1 protein-coding gene (only partly in view) is annotated in these 19,458 nt (G+C 73.3%); it reads left to right on the plus strand.

Features of this window, described 5'->3' with window-relative positions; translation table 11 throughout:
- A protein-coding gene (locus tag ACZ4WQ_RS36225) for an SDR family NAD(P)-dependent oxidoreductase (protein WP_398375211.1) crosses the window boundary here: on the plus strand, window positions 1-19,458 show its 5' portion. 10,242 nt of this gene lie beyond the right edge of the window; only the first 19,458 of its 29,700 coding nucleotides appear in the window; its start codon is at window positions 1-3; its stop codon lies beyond the right edge, outside the window.

Consider the following 19,458-nt stretch of genomic DNA (forward strand, 5'->3'; position numbering starts at 1 on the left):
GTGATCGGGCTGTCCTGCCGACTGCCGTCCGCGCCGGACCCCGCGCGGTTCTGGGAGCTGCTCCGCGACGGGGTGAGCGCGGTGTCCGAGCCACCCCGCGGCCGCCACGGTGGCCACCGCGGCCACGGCGGCTATCTGGAGGACGTCGACCGATTCGACGCCGAGTTCTTCGGGATCTCCCCACGGGAGGCCCGGGCGATGGACCCGCAACAGCGCCTCATGCTGGAGCTGGGCTGGGAGGTGCTCGAGGACGCCGGACTGCCACCGGACTCCGTCCACGGCGGCGACATCGGCGTGTTCGTCGGCGTGACCGCCGACGACTACAGCACCCTGGACCGGCGCCGGGGCATCGAGGGCATCGGCCACCACACTCTCACCGGACTGAACCGCGGCATCATCGCCAACCGCGTCTCCTACTTCCTCGGCCTGCGCGGCCCCAGTCTGGTGGTCGACACCGGCCAGTCGTCGTCCCTCGTCGCCGTCCACCTCGCCTGCGAAAGCCTGCGCCGCGGCGAGTCCCGCGCCGCGCTGGCCGGCGGCGTCCAGCTGAACCTCACGCCCGACAGCACACAGGCCGCGGCGCGGTTCGGCGGACTGTCCCCGGACGGCCGGTGTTTCACCTTCGACGAGCGCGCAGGCGGCTATGTCCGCGGCGAGGGCGGCGGGCTCGTCCTGCTCAAGCCACTGGCGCGGGCCGTGGCCGACGGCGATGAGATCTACTGCGTCATCGAAGGCGGCGCGGTCAACAACGACGGCGGCGGCGAGGCCCTGACCATCCCCGACCCGCGGGCACAGCAGGCCGTGCTGCGCGCGGCCTGCCGCCGCGCTGGCGCCGACCCGACCGCCGTACGGTACGTGGAGCTGCACGGCACGGGCACCCGCGTCGGCGACCCCGTCGAGGCCGAGGCCCTCGGCGCGGTGTACGGGGACGGCCGCCCCGCCGACGAGCCGCTGCTGGTCGGCTCCGCGAAGACCAACGTCGGCCACCTGGAGGGCGCGGCGGGCATCGTCGGGCTGCTGAAGGTCGCCCTCTCGCTCCACCACGGGACACTGCCCGCGAGCCTGAACTTCGAGCGGCCCAACCCGCGGATCCGCTTCGACGAGTGGCGCCTCGACGTGGTGTCTGAGGCGCGCCCCTGGCCCGGCCACGACGGGCCGATCCTCGCCGGGGTGTCCTCGTTCGGCATGGGCGGCACCAACTGCCACCTCGTCGTATCGGACGCCGCGCCCATCGGGTCCACCACGCCCGCCGTGGCGGGACCGCCCGCGGACCTCCCGGAGGACGGGACGGGCGAGAGCACCGAGCCCGGCGCCGTGCCGTGGCTGCTGTCGGGCAGGACACCGGACGCGCTGCGCGCGCAGGCGGCCCGGCTCGCGGCCCAGGTGACCCGACAGGGCGGCCCGGCCCTGGTGGACGTGGGCTTCTCCCTGGCCACGACGCGGGCCACGTTCGACCACCGCGCCGTGGTCCTCGCCCGGCGCGCGGACGGCGCACTGCGCACCCTGACCGCGCTCGCCGAAGGCGCCCCCGGCAGTGGCGCGATCCAGGGCTCGGCGCGCTCCACGGCCACGGCCACGACCGCGTTCCTGTTCTCCGGCCAGGGCTCTCAGCGAGCCGGAGCCGGCCAGGAGCTGTACCGTCGGTACCCGGTGTTCGCACAGGCGCTGGACGCCGTCTGCGCCCGGATGGACGAACACCTCGAACGGCCGCTGCGCGAGGTGATGTTCGGGCCGGCGAGCACCCACGACGCCGAACTGCTGGACCGGACCGCCTACACCCAGCCCGCGCTGTTCGCCCTCCAGATGGCCCTCTTCCGGCTGCTGGAATCCTGGGGCACCGCCGCGGACTACGTGGCCGGGCACTCGATCGGGGCCGTCGCCGCCGCTCATGTGGCCGGTGTGCTGTCCCTCGCCGACGCCTGCGCCCTGGTGGCCGCGCGCGGTCGGCTGATGCAGGCGCTGCCCACCGGTGGCGCGATGGCCTCGGTCCGGGCCCCGGAGGACGAGGTGCGTCCGCTGCTGGCCGGCCGCGAGCACGAGATCTCCCTCGCCGCGGTCAACGGCCCCGAGTCCGTGGTCGTCGCCGGCGACGAGGGGGCGGTCGAGGACGTCGTCGCACACTTCGCCGCGCTGGGGAGCAGGACCAAGCGCCTCCGGGTCTCGCACGCGTTCCACTCGCCCCGCATGGACGCCATGCTCGACGACTTCCGCCGGGTCGTGGCCGGGCTGTCCCTCGCGGCGCCCCGGATTCCCGTGGTGTCCGACCTCACCGGCGAACTCGCGACCGCCGAGCAGCTGTGCTCCGCCGAGTACTGGGCGCGGCACGCCCGCGAGACCGTCCGCTTCGCTGACACCGTACGCACCCTGCGGGACCGGGGCGTCGGCGCGTTCCTGGAGCTGGGCCCGGACGGGGTGCTCACCGGGATGACCCGGGAATGCCTCGACCACCCCGCCTGGAACACCGCGGACACGGGAGAGACGGGTGCGCCCGCCGCGGTCGTCAGGACGCTGCGCCCCGGCAGCGACGAATCGCTGACGGTCCTGACCGCCATGGCCGAACTGCATGTCCACGGCGCCCCGGTGGCCTGGGACGCGTACTTCGCCCAGAGGGGCGGCAGGCGTGTGCCGCTGCCCACGTACGCCTTCCAGCGGGAACGTCACTGGCTGGAAGAACCGGCGGGCCCGGCCACCGCGCCCACGGAGGCCCCGGGCGCGCCTGAGCCCGTACCTGGTACGGCACCCGCCACCGCGGAGCCGGAGCCGGCCGCCCGCGAGCCTCGCGCCGACATGGCGCGCCTGGTGCGGGCCGAGACCGCCATGGTGCTCGGCTACGCCGAACCGGAGCGGATCGACACGAGCCTGACGTTCAAGCAACTCGGGTTCGACTCCACGATGACCGTGGAACTCGTGGCCCGGCTGAGGTCCGCCACCGGTCTGCGACTGCCCGACACCGTGCTGTTCGACCACCCCACGCCGGACCGGATCGCCGCCCGGCTGGCCACCGACCCCGGCGATGCCACACCCGGCGGTGCCACCGGCACCCGCGGGGCCCCGCCCCGGGCCACCGCCGCCCCGGCCGACGAACCGGTGGTCATCGTGGGCATGGGCTGCCGCTACCCGGGCGGGGCCGACTCCCCCGAGGCGCTGTGGGACCTGGTGGCCCACGACGTGGACGCCGTGTCCGCGATGCCCGCCGACCGCGGATGGCCGTCCGAGGTGCTGGCCACGGAACGGCCGGGCGGCTTCCTGTACGACGCCGACCGGTTCGACGCGGCGCTCTTCGGGATCGCGCCCCGGGAAGCCCTCGCCATGGACCCCCAGCAGCGGCTGGCGCTCGAAGTGACCTGGGAGGCGATCGAGCGGTCGGGGATCGCGCCCTCGTCCCTGCACGGCAGCCGCACCGGAGTGTTCGTCGGCGCGATGGCCCAGGACTACGGCCCGCGGCTGCACGAGGCGACCGGCGACGCCGAGGGCTATGTGCTGACCGGCACCTCGCCCAGCGTCCTCTCCGGCCGGGTCGCCTACACGCTCGGACTGCGCGGACCGGCGCTCACGGTCGACACCGCGTGCTCCTCGTCGCTGGTGGCCCTCCACCTGGCGGCCCAGGCACTGCGCAGCGGCGAGTGCTCGCTGGCCCTGGCCGGTGGCGTCACCGTGATGTCCGAGCCCGGCATCTTCGTGGAGTTCGCCAAGCAGGGCGGGCTGTCCGAGGACGGCCGGTGCAAGGCGTTCGCGGAGGCCGCCGACGGCACGGGCTGGTCCGAGGGCGTGGGCATGCTGGTGCTGGAGCGGCTGTCGGACGCGCGCCGCAACGGCCACCGGATCCTGGCGGTGCTGCGCGGCTCGGCGGTCAACTCCGACGGCGCGTCGAACGGGCTGACCGCGCCGAGCGGCGTATCCCAGCAGCAGGTCATCGGCCAGGCGCTGGCCGGAGCGGGACTCGTCCCCGCGGACGTCGACGCCGTAGAGGCCCACGGCACCGGCACCAGGCTGGGCGACCCCATCGAGGCCCAGGCGATCCTGGCCACCTACGGCCAGGGCCGGGTACAGGACCGTCCGCTGCTGCTCGGGTCCGTCAAGTCCAACATCGGCCACACCCAGGCCGCGGCGGGCGTCGCGGGCGTCATCAAGATGGTCATGGCCATGCGCCACGGCACACTCCCCAGAACACTGCACGTGGACGCCCCCTCGTCACACGTGGACTGGACGGTGGGCGCGGTGGAGCTGCTGACCGAGCCGACACCGTGGCCGGAAGCGGAGCGCCCGCGCCGCGCCGGAGTGTCCTCGTTCGGCATCAGCGGCACCAACGCCCACGTCATCGTCGAGCAGGCACCGCACGAGCCGCCACCGGCCGCCACCGCGGAACCCGCGCCCCCGAGGACGACACCCGAGGCCACCCCCCGCGTCGTTCCCTGGCCGGTGTCGGGACGGACCGACGCCGCGCTGGGCGCCCAGCTCGACCGGCTGCGCTCCTTCGTGGCGGACACCGACGCCTCGGCGCTCGACATCGGCTACTCCCTCGCCACGACCCGCGCGCAGCTGGAGCACCGCGCGGTGCTGCTGTCCACACCGGACGGCGTGGTGGAGGCGGCACGGGGCGTCGCCGCGGCCGCGCGCCCCCTGACGCTGCTGTTCGCCGGCCAGGGCGCACAGCGCGTCGGGATGGGCCGCGAGTTGGCCCACCGCTTCCCCGTGTTCGCCCGCGCCCTGGACGAGGTGTGCGCGCTGCTGGACGGCGAGCTGGGCCGGCCGCTGCGCGAGGTGATGTTCGGCCAGGACGCCGAGGCGCTCGACCGTACCGAGTACGCGCAGCCCGCGCTGTTCGCCCTCGAAGTGGCGCTGTTCCGGCTGGCCGAGTCGTGGGGGATCGTCCCCGAGCTCCTCGTCGGCCACTCGATCGGCGAGATCGCCGCCGCGCATGTGGCCGGAGTGCTGTCACTCGGCGACGCGTGTGCCCTGGTGGCCGCGCGTGGCCGCCTGATGCAGGCGCTGCCGGCGGGCGGGGCCATGGTGGCGCTGCGGGCGGGCGAGGACGAGGTGGAGCCGCTGCTGGCGGGCCGCGCCGACCGGGCGCGGCTCGCGGCGGTCAACGGCCCGTCCTCGGTGGTCCTCTCCGGCGACGAAGAGACGGTGGGGGATATCGCGGCCCACTTCGAGGCGCGGGGCCGGAAGGCCAAGCGGCTGCGGGTCAGCCATGCGTTCCACTCCCCGCTGATGGCCCCGATGCTGGCGGACTTCCGGGTGGCCGTCGAGCGCCTGACCTTCCAGGAGCCGCGCATCCCCATCGTCTCGACGGTCACCGGCGAGCCGGTCGACGCGACACGGATCAGCACACCTGACTACTGGGTGGACCATGTCGTACGCCCGGTGCGGTTCGCCGAGGCGATCGGCGCGGCGGCCGCCGCCGGATCCCGGGCCTTCCTGGAACTGGGCCCGGACGCGACGCTCGCGGCCCTGACCGGGGAGAACCTCGCCGAGCTACCCGGTGTCATCGCGGTGCCGATGCTCCGCACGGACCGTGGCGAGGACGGCGACGAACTCGCTGCCGTGTCCGCCATGGCCCGCCTGTACGCGCACGGCGTCCCCGTGCAGTGGCCCGCCCTGTTCGCCGGGGCCGGAGCGCGGCGGGCGGAGCTGCCGACGTACGCGTTCCAGCGCGAGCGCTACTGGGCCGGGCGGCCGACCGGAACGGCCGACGTCGTGTCGGCCGGCCTCGACCGGCCGGAACACCCGCTGCTGGGCGCGGTCGTGGCGCTCCCGGACACCGGAGGGCTGCTGTGCACGGGCGTCCTGTCCACGACGGCCCAACCCTGGCTGGCCGACCATGTGGTGGCCGGACAGGTGCTCTTCCCCGGCACCGGGTTCGTGGAGCTGGCGGTCCGGGCGGGGGACGAGGCCGGCTGTGGCCGGGTACGTGAACTCACCCTGACCGCGCCCCTGGTGTTGCCCGCACACGGTGGCGTCCCCGTCCAGGTGGCCCTCGGCCCGACCGACGACACCGGCTGCCGGACCCTGGGCGTCTACTCCCGCCCCGACGACGCACCCGACTCGCCGTGGGTTCAGCACGCCACCGGCGTGCTCGCACCGCCTGACACACCCGGGTGGCCGGGCGAGCCGGACCGTCCGGACACGGCCGACGGGCCCGGCGCGGCCGATCGATGGCCCTACGGCCGAGCATGGCCACCGGCCGACGCCACGCCGCTCGACCTCGACGGCTTCTACGAGCGGCGAAGCGCGGCCGGATTCGACTACGGCCCGGCCTTCCGGGGCGTACGCGCGCTCTGGCACACCGAGGACGCCGTGCTGGCCGAGGTGGCCCTGCCCGAGCACATCGCGGGCGACGCCACCGCGTTCGGAGTGCACCCGGCCCTGCTCGACGCCGCGCTGCACATCGTCTCGTACACCGGGCTCGACGATTCCGCGGGCGCGCGGCTGCCGTTCGCCTGGACCGAGGTGTCGCTGCACGCCTCGGGTGCCTCGGTGCTGCGGGTCCGGATGAGCCGCGCGGGCGACGACGCGATCACGTTGACCGTCGCCGATGCGGAGGGCCGGCTGGTGGCCTCCGTACGCTCGCTGGCCCTCCTTCCGTTCACGCCCGACGGCGGCGGCCGGGGCGGGCAACCTCTCCTGCGCCTGGACTGGGTGGACGCCGCGCCACCGGCCCCGGACGACCGCGCCCTGCGGTGGGCGGTGGCCGGGCCGGACGCCTGGGGGCTGGCCGACGCGCTGCGAGCCGCGGGCGAGAACGTGGTCGACGAGGCGACGGCACCGGCCGATGTGGTCCTGGTCCCGGTCGCCGCACCGGCCGGGACCGTGCCCGAGGACGACGTGCTCGACGCGGTGCGCGCCGCCACCTCGGCGGTGCTCGACCGGTTGCAGCAGCACCTGAGGGACCCGGACGGGCCCGAGAACACTCCTGCGGTGGTGTTGGTGACGCGGGGCGCGGTCGCGACGGACGCCGACGCCTCGCCCGACCTGGTGGGCGCGGCGGTGTGGGGGCTGGTCCGCTCGGCCCAGCACGAGAGCCCCGGCCGCTTCGTCCTCTTGGACCTGGACGGCACGGATGTCCCGCCCGCAGCTGGGCCACTGCGCGCGGCGCTGGAGCTGGACGAACCGCAGCTCGCCGTACGCGAAGGCCGCCTGCTGACGCCCCGGCTGGCCCCCGTGCGCCCCTCGGAGCCGACCGCCGAGCCCCGCCCGGAGGCCGTCTGGGACACCGAGGGCACCGTCCTCGTCACCGGCGGGCTGAGCGGGCTGGGCGCACAGGTGGCCCGGCACCTGGCCGGGGCCCATGGCGTGCGCCACCTCGTCCTGGCCGGACGCCGGGGCCGCGCCACCGAAGGCGCCGACGACCTGGTGGCGGAACTGACGCGGCTGGGCGCCGAGGTCACCGTCGCCACCTGCGATGTCGCGGACCGCGCCGCCGTCGCCCGGCTGATCGACGACATCCCGGCGGCACACCCGCTGACCGGTGTGGTGCACGCCGCCGGTGTGCTCGACGACGGGCTGATCGAGGCGCTGACCGCGGAGCGACTGGACACCGTGTTCTGGCCGAAGGCGGCCGGTGCGTGGCATCTGCACGAGCTCACCCGGAACCATGACCTCACCGCGTTCATCGTGTTCTCCTCTGTGTTCGGCGTCCTGGGAAACGCCGGCCAGGGCAACTACACCGCGGCGAACGCGTTCCTCGACGCCCTCGCCCGGCAGCGGGCTGCCCAGGGGCTGCCGGGCCTGGCCATCGCCTGGGGTCCGTGGCCCCGGAGCACCGGCATGACGAGCACCCTCACGGACGCCGAGATGCGCCGCATGGCGCGGGCCGGCCTGCCCCCGCTCGCCGTCGACCAGGGACTGGCCTGGTTCGACGCCGCGCGGACCGCGGGCGAGACGGCCGTGGTCGCGGCCCGGGTGGACCGCGCGGCGCTGCGCGCCCGGGGCACCGTGCCGGCCGCCTTCCGCACTCTGGTGCCCGCCCCGGTACGGCGCGCGGTGGCGGCCGGTGCGCCGGACCCGGGGTCCGGCCCGCTGGCCGGGCTGGCGGGGCTGACTGGGGCTGACCTCGCCGACGCGGTGTCCCGGCTGGTGCGGACCGAGGTCGCCGCGGTGCTCGGCCATCCCTCCGACGAGGCAGTGGACCCGTCCCTGACCTTCCAGGACCTCGGACTTGACTCGCTGACCTCGGTGGAGTTGCGCAACCGGCTCACCGAGACCACGGGCGTACGGCTGCCCACCACGCTCATCTTCGACCACCCCACCCCCGCGGCCGTCGCGGACTTCCTCTGCGAGCGCGGGCAGGGCACCACCGCCACCCGGCCGGTGGCCACCGCCCCCGCCGTGACCGGGGATCCGATCGTCATCGTGGGAATGGCCTGCCGCTATCCGGGCGGAGTGAACTCCCCCGAGGAGCTGTGGGAGCTGACGGCACAAGGCCGCGACGGCATCTCCGACTTCCCCGACGACCGGGGCTGGAGACTGCCGGACGCGTCCTTCGCCCACGTCGGAGGGTTCCTCCACGACGCGGGCGACTTCGACGCGGGTTTCTTCGGGATCTCCCCACGCGAGGCGCTCGCCATCGACCCGCAGCAACGTCTCCTGCTGGAGACCTCGTGGGAGGCCGTGGAGCGCGCCGGGGTGGACCCGCTGACGCTCAAGGGAAGCGCCACCGGTGTGTTCGCCGGAGTGATGTATCACGACTACCCGACGGCCGGGGACGGCCTGCCCGAGGCCCTGCGCGGCTTCGTGGTCAACGGCACGTCAGGCAGCGTGGCCTCGGGCCGGGTGGCCTACACCCTGGGTCTCGAGGGCCCGGCCGTCACCGTTGACACCGCGTGCTCGTCCTCGCTGGTCGCCGTGCACATGGCCGCGCAGGCGCTGCGTTCGGGGGAGTGCTCGCTGGCGCTCGCGGGCGGTGTCACCGTGATGGCGACCCCGGAGACCTTCGTCGACTTCGCCCGCCAGGGCGGCCTGGCCTCCGACGGACGCTGCAAGTCCTTCTCCGACGCCGCCGACGGCACCGGCTGGTCGGAGGGCGTCGGCATGCTGGTGTTGGAGCGGCTGTCGGATGCGCGGCGGAACGGTCATGAGGTGATGGCCGTGGTGCGGGGTTCGGCGGTGAATCAGGACGGCGCGTCGAATGGTTTGACGGCGCCGAATGGTCCGTCGCAGCAGCGGGTGATCCGCCAGGCGTTGGCGAGTGCCGGTTTGTCCGTGGCGGATGTGGATGTGGTGGAGGCGCATGGCACGGGGACGAGGCTGGGCGACCCGATCGAGGCGCAGGCGCTGCTGGCCACGTATGGGCAGGGGCGTGAGCGGCCGTTGTTGCTGGGGTCGGTGAAGTCCAATATCGGTCATACGCAGGCGGCGGCGGGGGCTGCGGGCATCATCAAGATGGTGATGGCGATGCGTCATGGGGAGGTGCCCAGGACGCTTCATCTGGAGGCGCCGTCCACTCATGTGGACTGGTCTGCGGGTGCCGTGGAGCTGATCACCGAGCGTACGATGTGGCCCGAGGTGGCGCGGGCGCGCCGGGCCGGTGTTTCCTCGTTCGGCATCAGCGGGACCAATGCGCATGTGATTCTGGAGCACGTCGCGTCCGAGCCGGTTGCCCCGGCCGTCGAGGAGCCGCCTGGGCCTGGTGTGGTGCCGTTGGTGGTTTCGGGTAAGACGGAGTCGGCGTTGCGTGCCCAGGCGGAGCGTCTGCGGTCCCATCTGGTTGATCGGTCCGGGTGGGGCAGGGCTGATGTGGCGCTGTCGTTGGCGTCGTCTCGGTCGGGTTTCGAGCACCGTGCCGTGCTGCTGACCCATGATCGGGACGGTGCGTTGCAGGGTCTCGCGGCTGTGGCAGGAGGGGAGCCCAGGGCCGATGTGGTGTACGGTTCGGTGGCTCCGCGGCCGGGCGCCACTGCATTCCTTTTCACTGGTCAGGGCAGCCAGCGCCCTGGTATGGGGCGTGAGCTGGCCGACCGGTATCCGGTTTTCGCGGATGCGCTCGATGCCGTTGTTGAGGAGTTGGACGGGCATTTGGGCCGTCCTCTGCGTGAGCTTCTGTTCGCCGAGGCCGATACCCCTGAAGCAGAGTTGCTCGACCGTACCGAGTTCACCCAGCCCGCTCTGTTCGCGGTCGAGGTGGCGCTGTTCCGGCTCGTGGAGTCCTGGGGCGTCACACCCCGCTTCGTGTCCGGACACTCGATCGGGGAGCTCGCGGCGGCACACGCGGCGGGCGTGCTCACCCTGCCGGACGCCTGCGCCCTGGTGGCGGCACGCGCCCGGCTGATGCAGGCCCTGCCCGTGGCCGGCGCCATGGTGGCGCTCCAGGCCACCGAGGGCGAGGTCGCTCCGCTGCTGGCGGGCCGCGAACACCTGATCGGCATCGCCGCCGTCAACGGCCCCGAAGCCGTGGTCGTCGCCGGTGACGAGAACTCCGTACGGGACGTGGCGGACCAACTTGCCGCGCGCGGGCGCAGGACCAAGCGGCTGGCGGTCTCGCACGCCTTCCACTCCCCGCTGATGGACCCCATGCTGGACGAGTTCCGGGCGGTGGCCGAGGGACTGACCTACCACGCGCCGCGGATCGCCATGGTGTCCATGGTGACCGGAACACCCGTCACCGACGACGAGCCGGCGTCCGCGGACTACTGGGTACGCCACGCCCGGGCCGCCGTACGCTTCGCCGACGGTGTCCGGGCACTCGAAAGCGCGGGCGTCGACACCTTCCTCGAAGTCGGCCCCGACGGCGTACTCTCCGCCATGGCCAGGGAGTCCCTGACCACCGACGCGGCCCTCATACCGCTGCTGCGCCGCAACCACCCAGAGGAGCTGTCAGCGGCCACCGCGCTCGCCCGGCTGCATGTGCGCGGCACGTCCCCCGACTGGGCCGCGTTCCTGGCGGGGAGCGCCGACGGACGCGGCGCGCACCGCGTCGAGCTGCCGACGTACGCCTTCCAGCACGAGCGCTACTGGCCGTCCGCGTTGTCGAGCCCGGCGCGCGACATCACCGCTGCCGGGCTGGGCTCCGCGGACCATCCGCTGCTCGGGGCCGCCGTGGAACTGGCCGATGGCGAAGGAGCGCTGTTCACCAGCAGGCTCTCATTGCGGACACACCCATGGCTGGCACAGCACGCCGTCGCGGGCGCCGTGCTGCTGCCCGGCACCGCGTTCCTCGAACTGGCGATCCGCGCCGGTGACGAGGTCGGCTGCGACCGGGTGGAGGAGCTGACCCTCGCCACGCCATTGGCGCTCCCCGAGCACGGCGCGATCCAGGTGCAGCTGAGGGTCGGCGCCGCTGACGAGGCCGGCCGCCGCCCGGTGACGGTATCCGCGCGGCCTGATGGAGCGGTCGGCCAGGAGTGGGCCCGGCACGCCGACGGCGTGCTCGCCACCGGTACGCACACCACCGGTACGCACACCACCGGTACGCACGCCACCGCGCCCGACACCGCATTTGAGGCGGCTCAGTGGCCACCGACGGGGGCGGTGCCCATCGCGCTGGACGGCCTGTACGACCGGCTCGAGGAGGACGGCTTCGGCTACGGCCCCCTCTTCCAGGGGCTCACCGCGGCATGGCGGCGCGGCGCGGAGGTCTTCGCGGAGGTCGGACTCCCCGACGCCGGGGACGGCGCCACGCTGGGGGCGGAAGCGGAGGACGCCGACGGCTTCGGGCTGCATCCGGCGCTGCTCGACTCCAGTCTGCGCGCGGTGGCGCTGCTCGACGGGGACATACCGCCCACAGCCCTGCCCTTCTCGTGGGAGAACGTCACCCTGCACGCGAGCGGCGCCAGGGCCGTCCGGATCCGGCTCGCCCCAGTCGGTCCTCACGCGGTGTCCGTCGACCTCGCCGACACCTCCGGCGCCCCGGTGGCCACCGTCGGCTCCCTGGCGCTGCGGTCCCTGTCCGCCGGGCAACTGAACACCGCGGCAGGCGCGGCGGAGCGCGACTCCCTGTTCCGGCTCGACTGGACGGCCGCCACCGCCGACCATGCCGATCCCCCCACCGGCCCCGGGCCGCTGGCCGTGGTCGGCCCCGACCCCCTCGGGCTCGCCGAAGCGCTTGAGGCCGCGGGCCACGCCGTACGCCCGTACGCCGACCTCGCCCAGGTGGCCCCGGCTGCCGAGGCGGCCAGGGAGGCCGGGGACGAGTCCGCCGTACCGGGTGCCGTACTCATCCCGCTCGCCGGAGCGCCCGACGCGGCCGACGACGTCGTTGCCACTGCTCACGACCTCAGCGCCCAGGTGCTGACGCATGTGCAGACCTGGCTGGCCGAGGCGGAACGCCTGGCCGGGGCCCGGCTCGTGTTCATCACCCGAGGGGTCGCCGGGGACCCGCCAGGCGCCCACGACGTGGCGGCCGCGACGGCGTGGGGCCTGGTGCGCTCGGCGCAGGCGGAACACCCCGACCGCTTCGTCCTCGTCGACCTCGACGACATACCTGAGTCGGCAGCGGCGCTGCCTGGGGCCCTCGGCAGCGCCGAGCCGCAGCTGGTGATCCGCGACGGCGCGGTCCGTGTCGGCCGGCTGGCCCGGGTGTCCGTACCCGGCGGGCCCGGCGCCGACTGGGACCCCGAAGGTACCGTGCTCATCACCGGCGGGACCGGGGGGCTGGGCGGCGTACTGGCTCGTCATCTCGTCACTGAACACCAGGTCAGGCACCTCCTCCTGGCCAGCCGCCGCGGCCGCGCCGCAGAGGGCGCCGACCAACTGGCCACCGAACTCACCGCCTTCGGCGCCCAGGTGACCGTGGCCTCTTGCGACATCGCGGACCGCGACGCCCTGGCCGAGCTGCTCGCCGGTGTGGAGCTGAGCCACCCGCTGACGGCCGTGGTGCACACCGCGGGCGTACTGGACGACGGCGTCATCGAGACCCTCACCCCGCGGCGCATGACCGCCGTACTGCGCCCGAAAGCGGACGCCGCCTGGCACCTGCACGAACTGACCCGCGACCTGGACCTGGCCGCGTTCATCATGTTCTCGTCGGTGGTGGGCACCTTCGGCGGCGCGGGCCAGGCCAACTACGCGGCCGGCAACGCCTTCCTCGACGCGCTGGCGGAACACCGGCACGCCACGGGGCTGCCCGCGCTGTCGCTGGCCTGGGGGCCGTGGACCCGGGCGGGAGGGATGACCAGCACCCTGACCGAGGCGGACATGCGCCGCCTGGCCCGGGAGGGCATGCCCGCATTGCCGGCCGAGCGGGGCGTGGCGCTGTTCGACGCCGCCCTCGCCGCGTCGGAGCCCGTCCTGCTGCCCGTGCCGCTCGACCTGCCCGCGCTGCGGGCCCGCGGCCAAGTGCCGCCGCTGCTGCGAGGGCTCATCCGTACCCCCCTCCGCCGCTCGGCGGCCTCTGGGCCTGGCGCCTCCGCCTCCCTCGCGCACCGACTGGCCGCCCTGCCTCGGGCGGAGCGCTCGGAGGCGGCGCTCGACCTGGTCCGTACGCAGGTGGCGCTGGTGCTGGGACACGCGACGGCGGACATCGTGGCCCCGACACGCGCCTTCCAGGACCTGGGCTTCGACTCCCTGACGGCGGTGGAACTGCGCAACCGGCTCGGCGCCGCCTCCGGCCTCCGGCTGCCCGCGACCGTCGTCTTCGACTACCCGACCGCCGAGGCACTCGCTGGCTACCTGCTGGAGGAACTGCTCGGCCCGGAGGCGACGGACACGACGGAGGAGGGGAACACGGCCCACGCCACGCTCGTCCCCGTCCCTGTCGCCGATGACCCGGTGGTGGTCGTGGGGATGGCCTGTCGCTACCCGCGTGGGGTGCGCTCCCCGGAGGACCTGTGGCGGCTGGTGGTCGGCGGCGAGGACGCCGTCTCGGGCTTCCCGACCAACCGGGGCTGGGACTTGGAGGGGCTGTACGACCCGGATCCGGACCACGTGGGCACGTCGTATACGCGGCAGGGTGGGTTTCTGCATGATGCGGGGGAGTTTGATGCGGCGTTTTTCGGGTTGAGTCCGCGTGAGGCGGTGGCTACGGATGTGCAGCAGCGGTTGTTGCTGGAGGCGTCGTGGGAGGCGTTCGAGCGGGCTGGGATTGATCCGGTTTCGTTGCGGGGCAGTCGGACGGGCGTGTTCGCCGGGGTGATGTACCACGACTACGGCACCTTGCTGCGGGGTCCGGAACTCGAGGGCTATCAGACCAGCGGCAGCGCGGGCAGTGTGGTGTCGGGCCGGGTGTCGTACACCCTGGGCCTGGAGGGCCCGGCGGTCACGGTGGATACGGCGTGCTCGTCGTCTTTGGTGGCGATGCATCTGGCGGGGCAGGCGTTGCGGTCGGGTGAGTGTTCGTTGGCGTTGGCGGGGGGTGTGACGGTGATGTCGACTCCTGCCGCGTTTGTGGAGTTTTCGCGGCAGCGGGGGTTGTCGGGGGATGGCCGGTGCAAGGCGTTTTCGGATGCGGCTGATGGTGTGGGCTGGTCCGAGGGCGTGGGCGTGGTGGTGCTGGAGCGGTTGTCGGACGCACGGCGCAACGGGCACGAGGTGCTCGCGGTGGTGCGGGGTTCGGCGGTGAACCAGGACGGCGCGTCGAACGGCCTGACCGCGCCGAACGGTCCGTCGCAGCAGCGGGTGATCAGGCAGGCGCTGGCGAGTGGTGGGCTGTCTGTTTCGGATGTGGATGTGGTGGAGGGGCACGGTACGGGAACGAGGCTCGGGGACCCGATCGAGGCGCAGGCGCTGCTGGCCACCTATGGTCGTGATCGGGACGGGGATCGTCCGCTGCTGCTGGGGTCGGTGAAGTCGAACATCGGTCATACGCAGGCGGCGGCGGGGGCTGCGGGCATCATCAAGATGGTGATGGCGATGCGTCATGGGGAGGTGCCCAGGACGCTTCATCTGGAGGCGCCGTCCACTCATGTGGACTGGTCAGCCGGCGCTGTGGAGTTGGTGACCGCACACAGGGCTTGGCCCGAGGTGGCGCGGGCGCGCCGGGCTGGTGTCTCCTCGTTCGGCATCAGCGGCACGAACGCGCATGTGATCCTGGAGCACGTCCCGTCCGAGCCGGTCGCTCCGGCCCTCGAGGAGCCGCGCCGGCCTGTTGTCGTTCCGCTGCTGGTTTCGGGCAAGACGGAGCTGGCGTTGCGTGCCCAGGCGGAGCGTCTGCGGTCCCATCTGGTTGATCGGTCCGGGTGGGGCAGGGCTGATGTGGCGCTGTCGTTGGCGTCGTCTCGGTCGGGTTTCGAGCACCGTGCCGTGCTGCTGACCCATGATCGGGACGGTGCGTTGCAGGGTCTCGCGGCTGTGGCAGGAGGGGAGCCCAGGGCCGATGTGGTGTACGGTTCGGTGGCTCCGCGGCCGGGCGCCACTGCATTCCTTTTCACTGGTCAGGGCAGCCAGCGCCCTGGTATGGGGCGTGAACTGGCCGACCGGTATCCGGTTTTCGCGGATGCGCTCGACGCCGTTGTTGAGGAGTTGGACGGGCGTCTGGGCCGTCCTCTGCGTGAGCTTCTGTTCGCCGAGGCCGATACCCCTGAAGCAGAGCTGCTCGACCGTACCGAGTTCACCCAGCCCGCTCTGTTCGCGGTTGAGGTGGCGTTGTTCCGGCTGCTGGAGTCCTGGGGGGTTGTTCCGGATTATCTGGTGGGGCATTCGGTTGGGGAGATTGCTGCTGCGTATGTGGCTGGGGTGTTTTCGCTGGCGGATGCGTGTGCGTTGGTGGTGGCGCGGGGTCGGTTGATGGAGGGGTTGCCTGAGGGTGGGGCGATGGTGGCGGTGCAGGCGGGTGAGGATGAGGTGGTGCCGCTGCTGTCAGATGAGGTGTCGATTGCCGCGGTCAACGGTCCTGGTTCGGTGGTGGTGTCCGGGGCGGAGCGGCAGGTGCTGGAGATCGCGGAGCGGTTCGCCGCGGAGGGGCGGAAGACGAGTCGGTTGGGGGTGTCGCATGCGTTCCATTCCCCGTTGATGGATCCGATGCTGGACGAGTTCCGTACCGTGGCCGAGGGGCTGTCCTACCGGCCTCCGGTGATTTCGGTGGTGTCCACGGTGACGGGTGAGCCTGCCGGGGACGTGGATATGTGCTCGGCGGACTACTGGGTCGAGCATGTGCGGGCGACCGTACGGTTCGCCGATGCCATCACGGTATTGAACGAGGCGGGCGTACGCAGATTCCTCGAGGTCGGACCGGACTCCGCACTGACGGTGCTGGCGGCCGAGACGGCGTCGGACGGCGCGGTGCTGGTCTCGGCGCTGCGCAAGGACCGGGGTGAGGAGAGCGCGGTGGCCACCGCGCTGGCGCAGCTGTACGTCGACGGCGTGGAGGCCGACTGGGCATCCTTGTACGCGGGCGCCCGGCGGGTGGAGCTGCCCACTTACGCCTTCCAGCGCCGGTGGTTCTGGCCGCGCACGGCACCGTCGGTCGGAGATGCCGTGGCGTTCGGCCTCACCGCGGCGGAGCATCCGCTGCTCAACGGGGCCGTGGAGTTGGCAGGTTCCGAAGGGCGGCTGTTCACCGGACGGCTGTCGCTGCCGCAGCGGTCGCATGAGTGGCTGGCCGATCACAGGGTGTCGGGGCGAGTGCTGGTGCCGGGCACCGCCTTGTTGGAGTTGGCGGTCCGCGCGGGCGACGAGGTCGGTTGCGACCGGGTGGAGGAACTCACGCTGGCGGCGCCGCTCGTGCTGCCGGAGCAGGGCGCTGTGCAGGTGCAGCTGGCTGTCGGCGAGCCGGACGAGGCGGGCCGTCGCCCGGTGAGCGTGTACTCCCGGCCGGAGGGCCGGTCGGACGAGTGGGTGCTGCACGCCGACGGGGTGCTCTCGGTGGCCGGGCCGTCCGGTCACTCGAGCGGCGGGCCAGCCTGGCCGGTGTGGCCGCCGGAGGGTGCCGAGCGGGTGGACCTGACCGGTTGCTACGAGCGCTTCGCCGAGCGCGGTTTCGACTACGGGCCGCTGTTCCAGGGCCTGCGGGCCGCCTGGCGGCGCGGTGCCGACGTCTTCGCCGAGGTAGCGCTGCCGGACGATCCCGATACGGACGCCGCTGCCTTCGGGTTGCATCCCGCACTGCTCGACTCCGCGCTGCACGCGGCCACCTGGGCGGGGACCGGGGTCCGGCCCGGTGTGCTGCCCTTCTCGTGGTCGGGAGCACGTCTGTACGGGGCGGGAGCGTCCGCGCTACGGGTGCGGCTGTCGTCGGCCGGTCCGGACACCCTGTCCCTGGAAGCCACCGATCCGTCCGGGCGCCCGGTACTTTCGGTGGAGTCGCTCGCCCTGCGCGTGATGTCGGCCGAACCAACCGGCGGAGGCGGCAGGTCCGCGGCGGATTCGCTCTTCCGCCTCGACTGGACACCGGTGCACGCCTCGGTCGTGCCACCCGCCTCCGTGGCCGTCGTCGGGCGCGATGACGGCGGACTCGTCGAGGGACTGCGGACGACCGGGCTGGCCGTCGTCGGTTGTGAAGACCTCGCCGCCCTCGCGGCCGCGGATAACGCACCGCCGGCCGTGGTGTTGATGCCGGTGACCGGGTCCGAGGGCGATGTGGTGGGCTCCACGCGCGAGGTGACGTCCAGGATTCTGGGCGTACTGAAGGCGTGGCTGGCGGACGAGCGGTGGGCGCCGTCCCGTCTGGTGTTCGTCACGCGCGGCGCGACCACGGGAGAGGATCTCGCGGCCGCGTCCGTATGGGGCCTGGTCCGAGTGGCGCAGACGGAGCACCCGGACCGGTTCGCCCTGGTGGACCTCGACGGCGGGCAGCTGTCCGCCACCGCGGTGGCCGCGGCCTTTGGGGCGGACGAGCCGCAGACGGCCGTCCGGGGCGGCGCCGTCCTGGCGGGCCGCTTGGTGCGTACCCCTGCCGTCGACCCGGCCACGTCCACGTCCACGGCCGTGGAGTGGGACCCCGAGGCCACGGTGCTGATCACGGGTGGCACGGGGGGACTGGGCGGTGTGCTGGCCCGGCACCTGGTCGTCGAGCACGGCGTCCGCCATCTGCTGTTGGCCAGCCGCAGCGGCGGCACGGCCGCCGGGGCGGCCGAACTCGTCGCGGAACTGACCGGGCATGGCGCCGATGCGCGCGTAGTGACGTGTGATGTGTCGGATCGCGCTGCGGTGGCGGCCCTGCTGGAAGACGTGCCGCCGGACCGACCGGTGCGGGCCGTGCTCCACACGGCGGGCGTCCTGGACGACGGCGTACTCGAGTTGCTGACGCCGGAGCGGCTTGCCAAGGTGGCACGGCCCAAGGTCGACGCGGCGTGGGCGCTGCACGAGGCGACCCGCGCGCTGGATCTGACGGCCTTCGTGACGTTCTCCTCGGTGGCGGGCACGTTCGGCTCGGCAGGACAGGCGAACTACGCCGCGGCCAACGCGTTCCTGGACGCATTGGCGGAGCATCGACGTGCGGCCGGGCTTCCGGCGGTGTCGCTGGCCTGGGGCCCGTGGTCCCGGACGGGCGGAATGACCAGTGGCTTGACCGACGCGGACATGGAACGCATGGCGCGTGCGGGCATGCCGCCCTTGTCCGCCGAAGAAGGCGTGGCGCTGTTCGACGCGGCGCTGGCGAGCGGCGAGGCCGCCGTCGTCCCCGTCCGGCTCGACCTGTCCGCGCTGCGCGCGCGTGGAGAGGTTCCGCCGCTGCTGCGCTCCCTGATCCGGACCCGCACCCGCCGCAATGCCCTGCCGACCTCGGGCGAAGCCGCCACCCTCGTCCAGCGCCTCGGCGGTCGGATCGACGCCGACCGGCGGGAGGCGCTGATCGACCTGGTACGCGGCCAGGTCGCGCTGGTGCTGGGGCACACGGGCTCCGGCGAGGTCGGTGTCTCCCGTTCCTTCAAGGAACTGGGCTTCGACTCACTGACGGCGGTGGACCTGCGCAACCGTCTGAACACCGCCACCGGGCTCCGGCTGCCCGCCACTCTGGTCTTCGACTACCCGACGGTCGTCGCGCTGTCCGACTACCTGCACGACGAGCTGTTCGGTACCCGGACCGACGGTTCGGTCCCCGCCCAGGCACTGCCGGTCGTGTCCGATGACCCGGTGGTGGTCGTGGGGATGGCCTGCCGTTATCCGGGTGGGCTGCGTTCTCCGGAGGATCTGTGGCGGGTGGTGGTCGAGGGGGCGGATGTGGTGTCGGGCTTCCCGGCCGACCGGGGCTGGGATGTGGAGGGGTTGTACGACCCGGACCCGGAGCACCTGGGCACTTCCTACACGCGGCAGGGTGGGTTCCTGCATGATGCGGGGGAGTTTGATGCGGCGTTTTTCGGGTTGAGTCCGCGTGAGGCGGTGGCTACGGATGTGCAGCAGCGGTTGTTGCTGGAGGCGTCGTGGGAGGCGTTCGAGCGGGCCGGGATTGATCCGGTGTCGTTGCGGGGCAGTCGGACGGGCGTGTTCGCCGGGGTGATGTACCACGACTACGGCACCTTGCTGCGGGGTCCGGAGTTCGAGGGCTATCAGACCAGCGGCAGCGCGGGGAGCGTGGCCTCGGGTCGGGTGTCGTACACCCTGGGCCTGGAGGGCCCGGCGGTGACCGTGGATACCGCGTGTTCGTCC

This window comes from Streptomyces sp. NPDC028305 (assembly GCF_055569495.1).